Below are 16,151 nucleotides of genomic sequence, written 5' to 3' on the forward strand. Positions count from 1 at the left end.
CCGGCCGGGCCGGTGCGGCGGGTGCGGGCGACACCGGGACATCCACAGATCGAACGGCCGCCCAGGCGGCATAGCGAGGGGACTATGAAATCGAAACAGTCGGGCATCACCCTGATCGGCTTCCTGCTCATCATCGTGGTAGTGGGCTTCTTTGCCTACATGGCGATGAAACTGGCGCCGTCGTATTCCGAGTACATGGGCGTGACCAAGGCGATGAACCAGATCGCCACCGAAGGCACCAATGGCAAGTCGCTGGACTCGATCCGCCGCGATTTGATGTTCAAGCTCGGCTTCCAGTACGTCGACGATGCCACCGTCAAGCCGGCCAACATCACCATCAAGCGCGACGCCGGCGGCACCAGCGTGCTGACCGTGGCCTACGACAAGCAGATCCCGTTCATGTACAACATCGACTTCCTGCTGCACTTCAACAAGAGCGTGCCGCTGCAGGGCAATGTCGGCGAGTAGACGTTGAAGCTCCGTCACCGATTCAGTGATCCGGCCTGGGCGCAGTTGGCGCTGACCCACCGCAGCGCCGGCAAGCCCAACAACGAACGGCTGGAGTTCCTCGGCGATGCGCTGCTGGGCGCGATCATCGCCGAGCTGCTTTACGAGGTGCATCCCAAGGCCAGCGAAGGCGAGCTGTCGCGGCTGCGTGCGCAACTGGTCAACGGCAACGCGCTGGCCGTGGTGGCGCGCGAGCTGGAGTTGGGCGACGAGCTGAAGCTCGGCCCCGGCGAGCTCAAGAGCGGCGGCTTCCGTCGCGACTCGATCCTCGCCGATGCGTTCGAGGCACTGGTGGCGGCGGTGTACGAGGATGCCGGTTTCGACACCTGCCGCAGCCTGGTGCGCGACCTGTTCGGCGAGCGCGTCGCCGCGCTGCGACGCTCGTCCAAGGACGCCAAGACCCGGCTGCAGGAACACCTGCAATCCGGGGGCTGGCCGCTGCCGCAGTACGAGCTGGTCGACAGCCACGGCGAGGACCACGCCAAGACCTTCGACGTGACCTGCCGCATCAGCGAACCGCTGCAGATCGTCGCCGCTGCCACGGCCGGCAGCCGCCGCGCCGCCGAACAGGATGCCGCCGAGAGCGTGCTCGGCCAGTTGCTGGAACTGGCGCGCGACTCCTGAGCCGCCGGCGCCGCGGGTTCACCGTGCGCGCGCCTTCCACGCACTACACTTGCCCTCCGACTCGCCGAGCCTGCCACCATGAACGACCCCCTCGACATCGCCGACGGCAGCCTGCCGCATGAGGATTTCCGCTGCGGCACCGTGGCCCTGGCCGGACGCCCGAACGTGGGCAAGTCGACCCTGCTCAACGCGCTGATCGGCTTTCGCCTGTCCATCATCAGCCCGCGACCGCAGACCACGCGCCATCGCATTCTCGGCATCCACACCAACGAGGCCGGGCAGATCCTCTACGTGGACACCCCGGGCCTGCACCGGGGCGCCAAGCGGGCGATGAACCGCAGTCTCAACCGCGCCGCCCGCTCGGCGATCGGCGACGTGGACCTGGTGGTGCAGGTGATCGAGGCCGGTCGCTTCACCGACGAGGACGAGGCGCTGTACACCGCCCTGGTCGAGCAGTCCGCGCCGCGCCTGCTGGTGATCAACAAGGTCGATCTGAACAAGGACAAGACCGTGATGCTGCCGTTCGTGGCCGAACTGGCGCAGCACCATCAGTACGACGAGATCCATTACGTCAGCGCGTTGAAGGAACAGGGCCTGCAGGCGCTGGAGCAGGCCATCATCAAGCGCCTGCCGGTACGCGCGCCGATCTACGGCGTCGACGAGGTCACCGACCGCAGCGAACGGTTCCTCGCCGCCGAGATGGTGCGCGAACAGTTGATGCTGCGGCTGGACCAGGAGCTGCCGTACGCCACCACGGTGGAGATCGAGCAGTTCGAGGATCGGCCGGACGGCGTCGCCGAAATCCACGCCGTGATCTGGGTCGAGCGCGCCGGCCAGAAAGCCATCGTGATCGGCCAGGGCGGCGCCCAGCTCAAGGCGATCGGCTCCGGCGCCCGCCGCCACATGGAGCGCATGTTCGAGCGCAAAGTGTTCCTGCGCCTGTGGGTCAAGGTCCGCGAAGGCTGGGCCGACGACGAAAACATGCTGAAGAAATTCGGGTATACGGATTGAGAGCAGGGAATGGGGAATAGGGAATAGGGAATCGTCAAAGCCGAATCCGCCGCTCTCCCATCCCGTTTTCCCATTTTGGCTTTCTGCGAGTTATGGAACAGGAAGTAGGGAATCGCCAAGGCGACCACTGCTCTCCTGTTCCCTATTCTCCATTCCCTATTCCCAGCCCCCAAGCCATGCGCATCGACCAGCAACCCGCCTATGTCCTGCACGCGCGGCCGTATCGCGAGACGTCGCTGTTGCTGGAGTGCCTGACCCGCGAGCATGGGCGGTTGGGTGTGGTGGCGCGGGGCGTGCGCGGTGAGCGTGCACGGTTGCGGCGTGCGCAGCTCGAACCGTTCCAGCCGCTGGCGCTGGGTCTGCTGCTGCGCGGCGAGATGGCCACGCTCACCGCCGTCGAGGCGGTCGGCACGCCGCAGCGACTGGAAGGCGACGCGGCGCTGGCCGGGCTGTATCTCAACGAGTTGGTGGTGCGCCTGACCGGGCGGCAGGACCCGCTGGGGCCGCTGTTCGATGCCTATGCCGCAGCGCTGGCGCGGCTGGCCACGGGCGAGTCGATCAGCTGGAGCCTGCGCCGCTTCGAACGCGACCTGCTGCAGGCCACCGGTTACGGCCTGCCGTTGCTGCACGAGGCGGACACCGGCGAGGTGATCGAGCCGGACGCGTGGTATCGCTACCAGGTCGAGGAAGGCGCGCGGCGTTGCGCCGCCGACGCGCCCCGCGCGATGCGCGGCGCCGACCTGCTGGCACTGGCGCACGACCGCATGCCCGACCCGCACGGCCTGAAAGCATTGCGCGACCTGATGCGCGAAATCATCCGCTTCCACCTCGGCGGCGGCGAGTTGCGCGCGTGGCGGGTGCTGTCGATGGCGGTCTCGCGCCGCGCTCCCGCCGCGGGCAGCGACCGCGCCAAGCCGCCGGCGTGAGTCCGCGCCAGGAGCGTGGGCGGTAGAAATCTCCCGGGCTGCAAAAGCGTCTGCGCGGTCCATATTTCCGCCGCTTCCTGCTCGTAGAACCACTATGGGCCGGCGAATCGTCGAAAATCTGTCCTCACGCAGCCACTTTTTCGCCTCGAAAGTTTCTACCGCCCACGCTCCTAGCTGTCCAGCGCCTGCAGCGTCGCGGCCAGCACGCGGCGGAAGCTGGCCAAGGCGGCGGGCGCGGAGCCGTCGGGCAGGAGTTGCCGCTGCAGTCGCACCGCCTGTTCGGCCAGCGCCGTGGCACCGCAAAATCCGCATGAGGAACGCAGCCGGTGCAGCCGTTCGGCGAATGCGACGCGGTCGGCGCTGAGCTGGTCCAGTTCGCCTTGCAGCAGCGCGAGTTCCTCGCGCAGCAACAGGCGCAACGCACGCATCGTGGTGGCGTCGCCGCTGCTGCAGAGCGCCGCGCCATCGTCCAGCACGGACGACGACTCGGCCTGGATCAGCGCCAGCACGCGGCGCAGGTCGGTCAGGGTGCAGGGTTTGAGCAGGATGTCGCTGAAGCCTGCCGCCAGCAGGTCGTCGCGGTCGGCCGGCGCGATGTCCGCGCTGGTGGCCACGGCGGTGCTGTCGACGGAGGCAGAGCGGACATCGGCGCGCAGTTGCTCCAGCACGTGCAGGGCGCCGCCGCCGGGCATGCGGCAGTCGAGCAGCAACAGGTCGAACTTGCCCGCACCGGCGCGCTCCAGCGCTTCCCGGCCGCTGCCGGCGGTCTCCACCGTGGCGCCCAGTGAGCGCAGCCCGTCGCTGAGGAAGCGGCAACTGCCGGGGTCGTCATCGGCGACCAGAACGTAGGGGCGGGGTGCCTGGCGGAGGGACGAACTGCAAGATTCCGGGCGCTCGCTCAAGACGAAATCCTTGTCGTTCATCTGGATTTGGCAGAATGGCCCGAGATGCGCCCGACTTCAAGCCACATTTCGAGCCGCTTCGCGCTGTGTTGCGGCCTCCTGCTGGGTCTGCTCTGGTTCGCGCCGGCGCGGGCCGACGTGCTGCTGTCGGCCAGGTCGATCAGCATGCCGGGACTTCAACTGCAGGCGGTGACGCTGCGCCTGGGCGAGGACGGCGCCGGCGCGCTCACCGTGTCGCTGCATGCGGACAAGGCCGACCTGCCGGCCATGGGCTGGCGCCGCCTGCCGCTGGATCTTGCCGGCAGCCTGCGCCGCAACGAGCACATGGGCTGGGTGCTGGACGGCAACCTCAAGCTGGCCCGCGCGCCCGGCGGCGCGCTCGCCGATGCGCAGGTGCAGGTGCAGGTGAGCCCGGCGGCCAACACCTTGCAGATCGACGTGTTGCAGGGCCAGGCCACGCTCAGCGGCGCCTTGCCGCTGGATCAGCCCACGCATGCGCAGATCCGTGTGACAAACCTGCCGGCAGGCTGGCTGCAAGGCCTGCTCGGCACCGTCTGGTCCGGCCGCACCACCGCCGGCCGGGTGGATGCCGAGCTGGCACTGGACCTGCGTGACCCGGGCCTGCGTTCCTCCGGCCAGTTCAGTCTGCACGAGGTGGGTTTCGACACGCCCAGCGGCACGCTTGCCGGGCGGGGCGTCAGCGGCAATGGCCGCTTCAACTTCGACTACGGCGATGGCCCGGCACAGATCGACCTCGATGCAGGCCTGCGCGGGGGCGAGCTGCTGCTGGGTCCGCTCTACGCCAAGCTGCCCGATCATCCCGTGCAGTTGAATCTGCATGCCAACGCTGCGGACGGGGCGGTGGAGCTGAGCCGCCTGCGTTTCACCGATGCCGATGCGCTGCAGCTCTCCGGCGCGCTGGCGTTCGATGCCAAAGGCGCGCCGAGCGCCTTGCGGCTGGACCGCCTGCACGCCAGCTTCCCGGCGGCGTACGAACGTTACGGGCGCTCCTGGCTCGACACGATGGGCCTGCAGGACCTCACGGTGGCCGGCGACATCGACGCCAGTGTCGACTGGCGTGAGGATTCCCTGCGCAGCTTCGCGTTCAAGACCGATGGGTTCGACCTGACCGACGCTGCCGGGCGCCTGGCGATCGACGGCCTGCACGGCGCGCTGGACTGGTCGGCCAAGGGCGACCGGCCCGTCACCACGCTGGGCTGGCGCGGGCTGGGTTTCTACCGGATCGAGAACGGCGCGGCCCAATCGACCTGGCGCAGCCATGACGGCATGCTGAGCCTGCAGCAGCCGCTGACGATGCCGGTGCTGGGTGGCCAGCTGCAGATCGGCCAGTTCGATTGGTCCCCCGCCGCGGCTGCCGGCCAGCGGCTGGCGACCTCGCTGGTGCTGACCGGCGTGGACATGAAGGCGTTCAGCCAGGCGATGGGCTGGCCCGCGTTCCCCGGCACGCTGGCCGGCGCGGTGCCCTCGCTGCGCTGGGTCGACGACCGGCTGGAACTCGGCGGCGGGCTCAGCGCGCACGTGTTCGACGGCTTCGTCGACATCACCCGGCTGTCCCTGCAGCAACCGTTCGGGACCAGTCCGGTGCTCAGCGCGGATATCGACCTGAAGCAGCTCGATCTCGGTGCGATCACCAGCGTGTTCGACTTCGGCAGCATCACCGGGCGGCTGGACGGCAGCATCCAGGGCCTGCGCCTGGTCGACTGGAGCCCGGTGGCGTTCAAGGCCAGCCTGCTCGCCGGCGACGGCGGACGGATCAGCCAGCGCGCGGTGAACAACCTCACCTCGGTCGGTGGCGGCGGCGTGGCTGCCGGCCTGCAGGGCGCGATGCTGAAACTGTTCAAGACGTTCGGCTACCAGCGCATCGGCCTCAATTGCACCTTGCAGGGCACCGTGTGCAAGATGAGCGGTCTGGAACCGACCGACGGTGGCTACACTATCGTCGAAGGCAGCGGCCTGCCGCGCCTGCAGGTGATCGGCCACCAGACCGAGGTCGACTGGCCCACCCTGGTCAAGCGGCTGCAGGACGCCATCAGCGGCAGCGGGCCCGAGATTCACTGAGCGGTTGCCGATTCGACCTCCAAACCCGGACTGGCGATCGAAAGTCACGAGAACGGGTTTTCTGCACATACTTACTTTTCAGCACCGGAGTCACGTCATGCGCAAGCTCGTCTACGTCATCCTGACCACCATGGCCGTGGCGCTGGTCGGCTGTGTCACGATCAACGTGTACTTCCCCGAAGCCGCGGCGCAGAAGGCCGCCGACCAGTTCATCGGCAGCGTGCTGGACAAGGCCGACGCCGCCGGCAAGCCGGCCGCGAAGGAGCCGCCGCCGGCGCCGAAGAGCGACGCCGGGCACCCCTCGGCCATGCTGCTCGACCTGCTGATCCCCGCCGCGCAGGCGGCCGAGACGCCGGATTTCCGCGTCCACACCAGCGCCACCGACGCCATTCATGCGCGCATGAACCAGCGCATCGGCGGCATCCTCGGCCAGCTGCTGGACAGCGGCGCGGTCGGCTTCACCCACGACGGCATGGTGGCCATGCGCGACGCGGCGAAGGTGCCGCTGAGCCAGCGCGCCCAGGCCAATGCCGCCGTGGCCGAGGAGAACCGCGACCGCGCCGCGCTGTACCGCGAGATCGCCGTCGCCAACAACCACCCGGAATGGGAGGCGCAGATCCGCACCGCCTTCGCCAAGACATGGATCGAGAAGGCGCACGCCGGCTGGTACTACCAGAACGCCGCCGGCGCCTGGCAGAAGAAATAGCTTCCGCCGCAAAGTGATCCCTACCGCGTAGGGCGGGCAGTGCCCGCCCTACGGGGGCGCGGTCCGGCCCGATCTGTGATAATTGGCGGCCAGCCCTTCTGTCTGCGCCCCATGTCACGTTCCAACTCGGTCTCGCCCACACCCTTTGAAGCACACATCACCGACCTCGGCCACGATGGCCGCGGCGTGGCGCGGATCGACGGCAAGACGGTGTTCGTCAGCGGGGCCTTGCTCGGCGAGCGGGTGATGGCGAAGCTGCGCAAGCGGCACCGGCATTTCGACGAGGCGGAAACGGTCGAGGTGATCACCGCCTCGCCGCATCGGGTCGAACCGAAATGCCGCCATTTCGCGCAGTGCAGCGGCTGCTCGCTGCAGCATCTCGATGCGCCCTCGCAGATCGCCGCCAAGCAACGCGTGCTGGCCGAAAACTTCGAGCGCATCGGCAAGGTCACGCCACAAGCCTGGTTGCCGCCGCTCACCGCCGAACCATGGGGCTATCGGCGCAAGGGTCGGCTGTCGGTACGCAACGTGGCGAAGAAGGGCCGCGTGCTGGTCGGCTTCCGCGAGGAGCAGAACCCGCGTTTCGTCACAGAGATCCGGCAATGCGAAGTGATGCATCCGGCGCTCGGCCCCAAGGTCGGGTTGCTGGCCGAGCTGCTGGGCACCATGGATGCGGCCGAGGACATCCCGCAGATCGAATTCGCCGCCGGCGACGAGCTGATGGCGCTGGTGTTCCGCCACATGCAGCCGCTCAGCGAACACGACCAGGCCGCGCTGGTCGCGTTCGGCCGGCAGCACGGTTTCGCGATCTACCTGCAGCCGGGCGGCATCAGCAGCGTGCATCCGTTGTGGCCGGAAAACCCGCGGCTGGCCTTCACGATCGCCAGTGGGGACGCGCGCTTCGCCGACGTCGAGCTGGAGTTCCAGCCGCTCGATTTCGTGCAGGTCAACGCCGGCATGAATCAGTTGATGATGGCGCGCGCGATGGAGCTGCTCGATCCGCAGCCGGCCGATCGCGTGCTCGACCTGTTCTGCGGCCTCGGCAACTTCACCCTGCCGATCGCGCGGCGGGTGGCCGAGGTCGTCGGCGTGGAAGGCGAGCACGGCCTGGTCGAGCGCGCCGCGCAGAATGCCGCGCGCAACGGCATCGCCAACGCGCGCTTCCACGTCGCCAACCTGTTCGAGGACCAGCGCGCCACCGAGTGGGCGCGCCAGCCGTGGGACAAGCTGCTGCTCGACCCGCCGCGTGCCGGCGCCGACAAGGTGCTCGACTACCTGCCGCACAAGGCGACCAGACGCATCGTCTACGTCTCCTGCCATCCCGCCTCGCTGGCGCGCGACGCCGGCATCCTGGTCAACCGGCACGGCTTCAGGCTGGCCTCGGCCGGCGTGATGGACATGTTCCCGCATACCTCCCATGTCGAATCGATTGCGCTGTTCGAGCGCTGAGGAGCGAGGAGTGAATGAAGAGGAGTGAGAAGTGAGAGAAATCCAGTGCATGCTTGACGCTCTTGTTCTTGCTCTCTCTCACTTCTCACTTCTCTCCGTTCACTCCTGACTTTTATGCCCATCGAGATCGAACGCAAATTCCTGTTGGCCACCGACGAGTGGCGCGCCGCGATCGAGCGCAGCGAGCCGATCGCGCAGGGCTACCTGGTCGGTGCGCAGGCCTTGCGCGAGGGCCACGCGCGCGCCTCGGTGCGCGCGCGGCTGGCCGGTGAGCAGGCGTGGCTCAACATCAAGGCCGCCACTTCCGGCATCGCGCGGGCCGAATTCGATTACCCGATACCGCTGGCCGATGCGCGCGTCATGCTGGCCAGCCTCTGCGACGGCGTGCTGGAGAAGGTCCGCCATCATGTCCGCGTCGACGGCGTACTGTTCGAGGTCGACGAATTCGGCGGCGACAACGCCGGCCTGGTCGTCGCCGAGGTCGAATTGCCTGCAGTCGATGCCTCATTTCCGCGGCCGGCGTGGCTGGGCCGCGAGGTGAGCGCGCTGACGCGCTACTACAACGTCAACCTGATCGCGCATCCGTACCGGCAATGGTCGCCGGCCGAGCGCGCCGCCGAGGATGCCGCATGCTGATGATCGGCGTGGCCGCGCCGGAACTGGCCGAATCCGAGAAACGCTGGCTGCGCGCGCCCGGCGTCGCCGGCGTGCTGCTGTTTGCGCGCAACTACCGTTCGCGCGAGCAGTTGATGGCCTTGTGCGAGGCGATCCGCGATGCCGGCGGCGAGCACCTGCTGATCGCGGTGGACCAGGAGGGTGGCCCGGTGCAACGCTTCCGCGACGGCTTCACCCGGCTGCCGCCGCTGGCAGCGATCGGTGCCGTTTACGACCGCGACCCCTTTGATGCGATCCGCCTGGCCGAGGAGCACGCCTGGGTGATGGCCAGCGAACTGCGCGCCAGCGGCGTCGATTTCAGTTTCGCGCCGGTGGTCGATCTCGCCCGTGGCAACGCGGCTATCGGCCTGCGTGCTTTCCACGCCGATCCCGCGGTGGCCGGCGAACTGGGCCAGGCCTACGTGCGCGGCATGCACCTGGGCGGCATGGCCGCAGTGCTCAAGCACTTCCCGGGGCATGGCTCGGTCATCGGCGACACCCACAAGGTGGCGGCGGTCGACCCGCGCGGCCTGGACGAGATCCGCCGCGACGATCTGCGCCCGTTCGCCGAATGCATCGAGGCACGCGTCGAAGCGGTGATGATGGCGCACGTCATTTACCCGGCCGTGGACAGCCGTCCAGCCGGCTATTCGAAAGTCTGGATCGAGCAGGTCCTGCGCGGCGAACTGGGCTTCACCGGCGCGGTGATCAGCGACGACATCAGCATGGCCGCCGCCGGCGCGGCCGGCAGCGTGGGCGGGCGAGTGAGGGCGCACCTCGACGCCGGCTGCGACCTGGTGCTTGCCTGCTTCCCCGAGGTGGTCGAGGAGGCACTGGCCGCGCTGCCTGCCGATACCGGCGCCATGCCCGCGTCGATCGCCACGCTGCGCGGCGCCATTGGCGCCACCTGGGCCGGCCTCGCGGACAATCCACAGCGCGACCGTTTCGTCGCCCGCATCACGGCGTTGCACGCCGAAGGAAACGCATGAACACTGCACATCCCTCCCTGGCCGATGCGCTGGCGCAGGCCGACCTGCTGTATGCCCGCGAGGCGCTGGAGCCGGTGATCGCCGACATGGGCGCACGCATCGATGCCGTGCTCGGCGGCGAGCGCGCGGTGTTCCTCACCGTGATGAACGGCGCGTTGATCTTCGCCGGCCAGCTGGCCCTGGCGATCCGCACCGACCTGGAGTTCGACTACGTGCACGCCACCCGCTACCGCGGCGAAACCACCGGCAGCACGCTGCACTGGCTGCGTGCACCCGCCGTGTCGCTGGCCGGTCGCGTGGTGCTGCTGGTCGACGACATCCTCGACGAAGGCCACACGCTGAAGGAAGTGCGCGAAGACTGCTACAAGCGCGGTGCGAAAAAAGTGCTGATCGCCAGCCTGTGCACCAAGCGCCACGACCGTCTGGTCGAAGGCATCGCCTCGGATTTCAACGGCGTGGAACTGCCCGACCGCTTCGTGTTCGGCTACGGCATGGACTACTACGAGCAGGGGCGCAACCTGCCGGGCATCTACGCGTTGAAGGCCGGGAATGGGGAATAGGGATTCGGGACCAGGGCGCACAACTGTGGCGCTTCGAATTTGCGCTTGCGCTACCCCAGCCGATCACCCTTCGACTTCGCTGCGCTGCGCTCAAGGTGAACGGTGGTGAATTTCTGGCTGCAACCTGAAAACGGATCATTACGATGCCCCATCACGAAACTACCCCCCTCGACCTCGCCGTCATCGGCGGCAGCGGCCTGTACAACTTCCCGGGCCTGGAAAATGCCGAGCGGCACACGGTGGACACGCCCTACGGCCCGGCCTCCGGCGACATCGTGGTCGGCGACTTCGCCGGCAAGCGCATCGCCTTCCTCGCCCGCCACGGCGAGAGCCACACGCTGCCGCCGCACCGGGTCAACTACCGCGCCAACGTGTGGGCGTTGCACAGCCTGGGCGCGCGGCGGGTGGTCGGCGTCAATGCCGTCGGCGGCATCCGCGACGACATGGGTCCGCGGGTAATCGTGGTACCCGACCAGCTGATCGACTACACCCACGGCCGCCTCACCAGCTACTGCGACGTCGAAGGCGCCGAGGTGAAACACATCGACTTCAGCGAGCCGTATGCCGAATCGTTGCGACGGCAATTGCTTGATGCGGCGCGTGCGGCCGGCGTGGCGGCCATCGACGGCGGCTGCTACGGGGCCACCCAGGGGCCGCGGCTGGAAACCCGTGCCGAGATCGCCCGCATGAAGCGCGACGGTTGCGACCTGGTCGGCATGACCGGCATGCCCGAGGCCGTACTGGCGCGCGAACTGGAGTTGGACTATGCCTGCCTGGCACTGGTGGCGAACTTTGCCGCCGGCTGCGGCGACGAGGCGGAAATCAGCATCGAGGAGATCTTCGCCCACCTCGCCGCCGCCACCGCCGACGTGCCGCGCATCCTGGCCGAGTTGCTGCGGGTCTGAGGGCATCCGGTGAATTTGTGCACGGACCGGACTTCTTCGTATTGCAATGCGGCTTCACCTCTTGCTACTTTTCCCCGGCCAGCGCGGCGAGCCGGGGGGACAGCCGCACCAGTTCTGGCGCACCATTCCATGGATCCAGAGGTTCACGCAATGACTTTCGGTACGGTCAAATGGTTCAACGACGCCAAGGGTTTCGGTTTCATCGCACCTGAGGACGGGGGAGCGGACGTGTTCGTCCATTTTTCGGCGATCGCCAGCAAGGGCTTTCGCAGCCTGCAGGAAGGTCAGCGGGTGAAGTTCGAAGTCACCCAAGGTCCCAAGGGCGCCCAGGCCTCGGCGGTCGAAGCCGCCTGATCGGCCGACCCCGCGTCGCATGATGCAAAGGAAACCCCGCACTCGCTGCGGGGTTTCCTTTTTTGCGCGAGCCCCCAACCGGAAGCCCCATCCGTTCACCCTGAGCGTAGCCGCGCAGCGGCGAAGTCGAAGGGCCACACCACGAGTCGAGACCCCTACGGCAGCGCATGGCCGCGTCGCTTGGTTAATATGGGGAATTGCCGAACACCCCAGGAGCTCCTCGTGATCATCAAGCCCAAAGTCCGCGGTTTCATCTGCGTCACCGCCCACCCGGTCGGCTGCGAGCGCAACGTGCTCGACCAGATCGCGATCACCCAGGCCGCCGGCCACGACAAGAGCAAGGGCCCCAAGCGCGTGCTGGTGATCGGCGCCTCCACCGGCTACGGTCTGGCCTCGCGCATCACCGCCGCGTTCGGCTACGGCGCCGCCACGCTCGGCGTGTTCTTCGAGAAGCCCAGCAGCCACGACAAGACCGGCACCGCCGGCTGGTACAACGCCGCCGCGTTCGACAAGGCGGCCAAGGCCGCCGGCCTGTACAGCAAGTCGATCAACGGCGACGCGTTCGCCCACGAGACGCGCGCCAAGGCCATCGAGATCATCAAGAACGAGATGGGCGGCCCGATCGACCTGGTCGTCTACTCGCTGGCCTCGCCCGTGCGCAAGCTGCCCGACACCGGCGAAGTGGTGCGCTCGGCGCTGAAGACCATCGGCGAGCCGTTCCACAACACCTCGGTCGACACCAACAAGGACACCGTGATCGAGGCCACCGTCGAGCCGGCCACCGAGCAGGAGATCAAGGACACCGTCACCGTGATGGGCGGCGAGGACTGGGCGCTGTGGATCGACGCGCTGAGCGCCGCCGGCGTGCTGGCCGAACACGCCAAGACCATCGCCTACAGCTACATCGGCACCGAGATCACCTGGCCGATGTACTGGCACGGCACCCTGGGCCAGGCCAAGCAGCACCTGGACAACACGGCCCGTGAACTGCGCAGCCGCCACCCCGGCCTCGACGCCTACGTGGGCGTGATGAAGTCCGTCGTCACCCAGGCCAGCGCCGCCATCCCGGTGATCCCGCTGTACGTCTCCATTGCCTTCAAGATCATGAAGGAGAAGGGCATCCACGAAAACCCGATCGAGCAGGCCAACCGCCTGTTCCATGACCGCCTCTACCGTGCTGATGGTGCGGCCGCGCCTACCGACGATGAAGGCCGGTTGCGCCTGGATGACTGGGAACTGCGCGACGACGTGCAGGAACCCTGCAAGACGATCTGGCCCACCGTCACCACCGAGAACCTCAAGCAGATCACCGACTACGCCGGCTACAAGCACGAGTTCCTGCAGCTGTTCGGCTTCGACCGCGACGACGTGGACTACGACGCCGAGGTGGAAGCGGATCGGCGGTTTGATTGTGTGGAGATGTGAGGGCAGGAGATGGGGGACGCGTCTGCATGAGTAACCGTTACGAAGCCGGTGAGGCCCAAGGCAGCCACGAGCCTGGCTCGGACGACCGGGTCTTGCGGAACAAGCTGGGCGTGACCGATCCAGACGAGATGGACGAAGTCGAACTGCAGTTATTGGGGCAGATCTACCGGGCGGTGCTGTTGGAGGCATTGCCTGATCGGCGCCTGTACGTGGCGGACTTGAAAACCTGGCATCGTCGGTGGCTCGGCAATGTATATGACTGGGCTGGCATGGAGCGCTCGGTCAACATGGGCAAGGGCGATTTCCATTTTGCCGCGGCAACGCAGGTTCCCCGTCTGTTGACGGTGTTTGAACGCGATTGTCTTGCACGTTTCACGCCTTGCCATGACATTGATGATGCTTCATTGATAGAAGCGATCGCCATGACCCACGTAGAACTCATCCTGATTCACCCATTTCGCGAGGGGAATGGGCGGCTGTCGCGCCTATTGGCCGACGTCATGGTGGTACAGGCGGGGCGCGGGCCACTCGACTACAGCGCGTGGGAGGCAGACAAGGCAGCGTATTTCGGCGCCATTCGAGCCGGCATGGCGAACGACTACCGGCCGATGCAGCGATTGGTTGAAGCGGCCCTGGTGAACTGAGAGGAGTCAGCTTGCCAGTGCGATTCCGCGAAGCTTGGGGTTCTTGCCGAGCAAGGACTCTTCGACCTGGCGGATGCTCTTGCCGGTTTCGATAGCGGTGGAACTGGCCACTGCACGGACGATGGCCCGCTGGCTGGGCGCTTTGGCGGCGCGGAGCGGCTTCTTGTTGGGGATGGTCGGCTTGGCGGACTTCACGGCGTCCATTATACCTTAATAGGCCTGTTCGCAATTGGCTGAATGGCGCCGACCCGAGTTTTCCGCCGCCGCAGGTATCGGTCTACGAAGGGCGTCAGCATTCCTGGCTGGGCTTGCCGGAAGACATGGAGCATTTCGATTGAGCCGCCCCTGAAATGAAAAACCCGATGCCATCAAGGCATCGGGTTTTCAGTGTCGGCAAACGCCATGTCAGTCGCGCGACTTGGCCACCACGCTGCCGTCGTCGGGGTCGACCAGCAGTTCGACATCGGTGCCGCGGGCGGTGTCGGCTTCGGCGCTCCACAGGCCGTGCTCGTATTCCACGTCGTGGATCTTCTCGTAGCCGGCGGCGGTGAGCTTGGCCTTGATTTCGTCCTTGTTGAGCCTGGACGGGGCGTCGGTGACGTAGACCTTGCCGCTGACCGGTCCCACGGTGATCTTCGCCCACTGGTCGTTGCCGCCGCGTGCCTGGCTGCGCCACACGCCGTCCTCGAACTTGAGTCCCTTGACCTCCTTGTAGCCGGCATTGGCGATCGCGGTCTTGATGGCGTCCTCGGTCAGCGCGCCTTCCGGCGGCTGCGTGCCCCAGTGAGTGGTCGTGGTGACGATCTGCGTGGTGGTGCCGGATTGCGCGGGGGCGGGCGCCTGCTGCGCCATGGCTGCCGTGCACACGGACAGGCCGATCAACAGCGGAAGTGTGTGCTTGGTCATCAGTGACTCCTTCTTCGGTGATGTCGCCAGCCGGCCAGGACTGGCCGGGCGCCGACTCATGGGGAGTCCGATGGAAGCAGTGCCGGTGAAATGGCTGCGTGAACGTGATGAATGCTGGTTCAGCAGACAGTGCCACCGGGAAGCCGTCGCCAGTAGGAGCCCGCTCGCGGGCGATGCTGTTTTGGTTTGCGGCTGTCGAACCCCGACACCCGACAAGAGCATCGCCCGCGAGCGGGCTCCTTATGTGTCGATTCTCCTCGGAGGTTGGGGGAGAATCGCCGACTGATCATCGGTGGGAACGGGGAGACGCCGTCGGGCTCCTCTGGCTTCGCGCCTGCGCCGTAGATTCGCGCCCCCGTTCCGTTTTATCTGCCGCAAGCTGCAACGGTATCTTAGGCCCGCCCCTGGCGTGAGCCTGCACGTGTAAGGATCGGCTTGGCGGATCTTCGATGGTCGGACACCTGAACCGAACGAGGATTGGCTGATGACAGAATCCATGGTTGGCATCGACGTGGCCAAGGCAACCTTTGACGTGGCCGCGCCGCTGGAACCGAAGGGCAAGTACCGCACCAAAGCGAAGTTGCCGAACACGCCCGCCGGCTTCACCTTGCTGAGCGACTGGCTGGATCGCCACGTGCCGGGAGCGGCGGTGTGCATGGAAGCGACGGGCGTGTATCACGAAGCATTGGCCACTTTCCTGGTCGAGCGCGGCGTGACCGTTTACGTGGCCAACCCGGCCCAGGTCGCCGCCTATGCCAAGAGCGAGTTGTCGAGGACCAAGACCGATCATGCCGATGCCAAGCTGATCGCCCGCTTTGCGATGGCGCAGTTGCAGGTGGGCACCACCTTGCGGCCGTGGGTGCCGCCCACGCCCGCCCAGCGCAAACTGCGCGCCCTGATCCACCGGCTGAACGATCTGGAGGGCATGCGCCAGATGGAACGCAACCGGCTGGACGTCAGCGATCAGGCGGTGCGCGGCTCCATCGCCGACGTGATGGAGACATTGGACGCCCAGATCGCAGAGCTGAAGAAGGAAATCGACAACCACATCGACTCGGATCCGGACTTACGCCGCGATGCCGGCCTGCTGACCTCCATTCCGGGGATTGGCGAGCTGACGGCGGCCTTCATGTTGGGCTGTGCGGGCGACCTGCGCCGGTTCGACGACCCGCGCAAGCTCGATGCCTTCGCCGGCATGAATCCCGCCATCCGCGAGTCGGGCAAGTGGGTCGGTCAAAGCCGCCTGTCCAAGCTCGGTCACGCCTTGTTGCGCGCCAAGCTCTACATGCCGGCGATGACGGCGATCCGCCACAACGTCGCCGTGCGCGCCTTGTTCGATCGACTGGTCGCTCGCGGCAAGCCACGCAAACTGGCGCTGGGTGCCGCCATGCGCAAGCTGCTCCACCTCGCTTGGGGGGTTATCCGCTCAGGTAAGAATTTCGACCCCAGCATCGCGCTTGCCTGACGGACGGCAAGACGGTATCTACGGGTGTGACGGGAGTCGACAGGG

General features: G+C 67.0%; 18 protein-coding genes. 15 read left to right on the top strand and 3 right to left on the bottom strand.

Annotation, left to right across the window (positions count from 1 at the left end):
• Positions 1-84 precede the first annotated feature (84 nt).
• The 4 genes from ACVCMC_RS04070 to recO all read left to right on the top strand — a co-directional run bounded on the left by ACVCMC_RS04070 (position 85) and on the right by recO (position 3,068).
• Positions 85-468 carry a DUF4845 domain-containing protein gene (locus ACVCMC_RS04070; RefSeq protein WP_395118825.1) on the top strand — a complete coding sequence of 128 codons (384 nt, stop codon included), beginning with the start codon at positions 85-87 and terminating at the stop codon, positions 466-468.
• 3 nt (positions 469-471) lie between these two features.
• Positions 472-1,131, top strand: coding sequence for a ribonuclease III (rnc, locus tag ACVCMC_RS04075; protein WP_447098756.1), 660 nt, complete (start codon positions 472-474; stop codon positions 1,129-1,131).
• Positions 1,132-1,209: 78 nt separating this feature from the next.
• A complete protein-coding gene (gene era / locus ACVCMC_RS04080) occupies positions 1,210-2,142 on the top strand; it encodes a GTPase Era (protein WP_395118821.1) in 933 nt (310 codons plus the stop codon).
• Positions 2,143-2,318: 176 nt separating this feature from the next.
• A complete protein-coding gene (gene recO / locus ACVCMC_RS04085) occupies positions 2,319-3,068 on the top strand; it encodes a DNA repair protein RecO (RefSeq protein WP_395118819.1) in 750 nt (249 codons plus the stop codon).
• Between the two features lie 170 nt (positions 3,069-3,238).
• Here the strand turns inward: recO and ACVCMC_RS04090 are convergent, their stop codons facing one another.
• Positions 3,239-3,970 carry a response regulator gene (locus ACVCMC_RS04090; protein ID WP_447098757.1) on the bottom strand — a complete coding sequence of 244 codons (732 nt, stop codon included), beginning with the start codon at positions 3,968-3,970 and terminating at the stop codon, positions 3,239-3,241.
• A 45-nt stretch (positions 3,971-4,015) separates the two neighbouring features.
• Here ACVCMC_RS04090 and ACVCMC_RS04095 point away from each other — a divergent pair, with 45 nt between their 5' ends.
• From ACVCMC_RS04095 to ACVCMC_RS04140, 10 genes are all read left to right on the top strand, one after another.
• Positions 4,016-6,049, top strand: a complete 2,034-nt coding sequence (locus ACVCMC_RS04095; RefSeq protein ID WP_447098758.1) for a hypothetical protein — start codon at positions 4,016-4,018, stop codon at positions 6,047-6,049.
• Positions 6,050-6,146: 97 nt separating this feature from the next.
• Complete coding sequence (locus ACVCMC_RS04100) at positions 6,147-6,755, top strand: YdbL family protein (RefSeq protein WP_395118813.1); 609 nt, start codon at positions 6,147-6,149, stop codon at positions 6,753-6,755.
• A gap of 111 nt (positions 6,756-6,866) precedes the next feature.
• The gene (rlmD, locus tag ACVCMC_RS04105) at positions 6,867-8,204 is read left to right on the top strand and encodes a 23S rRNA (uracil(1939)-C(5))-methyltransferase RlmD (RefSeq protein ID WP_395118811.1); all 1,338 of its coding nucleotides are present in this window, start codon (positions 6,867-6,869) and stop codon (positions 8,202-8,204) included.
• 114 nt (positions 8,205-8,318) lie between these two features.
• Entirely contained in the window at positions 8,319-8,840 is a 522-nt protein-coding gene (locus ACVCMC_RS04110) for a CYTH domain-containing protein (protein WP_447098759.1), read from the top strand.
• Positions 8,834-9,847 carry a beta-N-acetylhexosaminidase gene (nagZ, locus tag ACVCMC_RS04115; protein ID WP_447098760.1) on the top strand — a complete coding sequence of 338 codons (1,014 nt, stop codon included), beginning with the start codon at positions 8,834-8,836 and terminating at the stop codon, positions 9,845-9,847. Before ACVCMC_RS04110 ends, nagZ begins: the two co-directional genes overlap by 7 nt.
• On the top strand, positions 9,844-10,407 hold the full coding sequence (locus ACVCMC_RS04120) for a hypoxanthine-guanine phosphoribosyltransferase (RefSeq protein ID WP_395118805.1): 564 nt from the start codon (positions 9,844-9,846) through the stop codon (positions 10,405-10,407). The genes nagZ and ACVCMC_RS04120 overlap by 4 nt, the downstream gene beginning before the upstream one ends.
• Positions 10,408-10,550: 143 nt before the next feature.
• Positions 10,551-11,312, top strand: coding sequence for an S-methyl-5'-thioinosine phosphorylase (locus ACVCMC_RS04125; RefSeq protein ID WP_447098761.1), 762 nt, complete (start codon positions 10,551-10,553; stop codon positions 11,310-11,312).
• Positions 11,313-11,462: 150 nt separating this feature from the next.
• Positions 11,463-11,666, top strand: a complete 204-nt coding sequence (locus ACVCMC_RS04130) for a cold-shock protein (protein WP_136259031.1) — start codon at positions 11,463-11,465, stop codon at positions 11,664-11,666.
• A 222-nt stretch (positions 11,667-11,888) separates the two neighbouring features.
• Positions 11,889-13,091, top strand: coding sequence for an enoyl-ACP reductase FabV (gene fabV, locus ACVCMC_RS04135; RefSeq protein WP_447098762.1), 1,203 nt, complete (start codon positions 11,889-11,891; stop codon positions 13,089-13,091).
• A 26-nt stretch (positions 13,092-13,117) separates the two neighbouring features.
• Complete coding sequence (locus tag ACVCMC_RS04140; RefSeq protein WP_447098763.1) at positions 13,118-13,735, top strand: Fic/DOC family protein; 618 nt, start codon at positions 13,118-13,120, stop codon at positions 13,733-13,735.
• A 6-nt stretch (positions 13,736-13,741) separates the two neighbouring features.
• On the opposite strand, the gene ACVCMC_RS04145 is transcribed toward ACVCMC_RS04140, so the two are convergent.
• Both ACVCMC_RS04145 and ACVCMC_RS04150 read right to left on the bottom strand, forming a co-directional pair.
• Entirely contained in the window at positions 13,742-13,939 is a 198-nt protein-coding gene (locus ACVCMC_RS04145; RefSeq protein WP_395118795.1) for a hypothetical protein, read from the bottom strand.
• 201 nt (positions 13,940-14,140) lie between these two features.
• Positions 14,141-14,641 (bottom strand): PepSY domain-containing protein, encoded by a 501-nt coding sequence (locus ACVCMC_RS04150; RefSeq protein WP_395118793.1) that lies wholly within the window; start codon positions 14,639-14,641, stop codon positions 14,141-14,143.
• A 484-nt stretch (positions 14,642-15,125) separates the two neighbouring features.
• Between ACVCMC_RS04150 and ACVCMC_RS04155 the strand changes: the two genes are divergently transcribed.
• Positions 15,126-16,106: an IS110 family transposase gene (locus tag ACVCMC_RS04155; protein WP_447097690.1), complete on the top strand. Its 981-nt coding sequence runs from the start codon at positions 15,126-15,128 to the stop codon at positions 16,104-16,106.
• Positions 16,107-16,151: the final 45 nt, after the last annotated feature.

The sequence above is a fragment of the Rhodanobacter sp. UC4452_H20 genome (genome assembly GCF_052978205.1).

What these genes read in the sequence shown, in the direction of transcription:
- ACVCMC_RS04100 (WP_395118813.1), top strand. Translation starts at nt 6,147, where the DNA reads ATGCGCAAGCTCGTCTACGTCATCCTGACCACCATGGCCGTGGCGCTG.
- rlmD (WP_395118811.1), top strand. Translation starts at nt 6,867, where the DNA reads ATGTCACGTTCCAACTCGGTCTCGCCCACACCCTTTGAAGCACACATC.
- ACVCMC_RS04145 (WP_395118795.1), bottom strand. Translation starts at nt 13,939, where the DNA reads ATGGACGCCGTGAAGTCCGCCAAGCCGACCATCCCCAACAAGAAGCCG.
- ACVCMC_RS04120 (WP_395118805.1), top strand. Translation starts at nt 9,844, where the DNA reads ATGAACACTGCACATCCCTCCCTGGCCGATGCGCTGGCGCAGGCCGAC.
- recO (WP_395118819.1), top strand. Translation starts at nt 2,319, where the DNA reads ATGCGCATCGACCAGCAACCCGCCTATGTCCTGCACGCGCGGCCGTAT.
- ACVCMC_RS04140 (WP_447098763.1), top strand. Translation starts at nt 13,118, where the DNA reads ATGAGTAACCGTTACGAAGCCGGTGAGGCCCAAGGCAGCCACGAGCCT.
- ACVCMC_RS04095 (WP_447098758.1), top strand. Translation starts at nt 4,016, where the DNA reads ATGCGCCCGACTTCAAGCCACATTTCGAGCCGCTTCGCGCTGTGTTGC.
- ACVCMC_RS04110 (WP_447098759.1), top strand. Translation starts at nt 8,319, where the DNA reads ATGCCCATCGAGATCGAACGCAAATTCCTGTTGGCCACCGACGAGTGG.
- ACVCMC_RS04125 (WP_447098761.1), top strand. Translation starts at nt 10,551, where the DNA reads ATGCCCCATCACGAAACTACCCCCCTCGACCTCGCCGTCATCGGCGGC.
- ACVCMC_RS04070 (WP_395118825.1), top strand. Translation starts at nt 85, where the DNA reads ATGAAATCGAAACAGTCGGGCATCACCCTGATCGGCTTCCTGCTCATC.
- era (WP_395118821.1), top strand. Translation starts at nt 1,210, where the DNA reads ATGAACGACCCCCTCGACATCGCCGACGGCAGCCTGCCGCATGAGGAT.
- ACVCMC_RS04130 (WP_136259031.1), top strand. Translation starts at nt 11,463, where the DNA reads ATGACTTTCGGTACGGTCAAATGGTTCAACGACGCCAAGGGTTTCGGT.
- nagZ (WP_447098760.1), top strand. Translation starts at nt 8,834, where the DNA reads ATGCTGATGATCGGCGTGGCCGCGCCGGAACTGGCCGAATCCGAGAAA.
- ACVCMC_RS04150 (WP_395118793.1), bottom strand. Translation starts at nt 14,641, where the DNA reads ATGACCAAGCACACACTTCCGCTGTTGATCGGCCTGTCCGTGTGCACG.
- ACVCMC_RS04155 (WP_447097690.1), top strand. Translation starts at nt 15,126, where the DNA reads ATGACAGAATCCATGGTTGGCATCGACGTGGCCAAGGCAACCTTTGAC.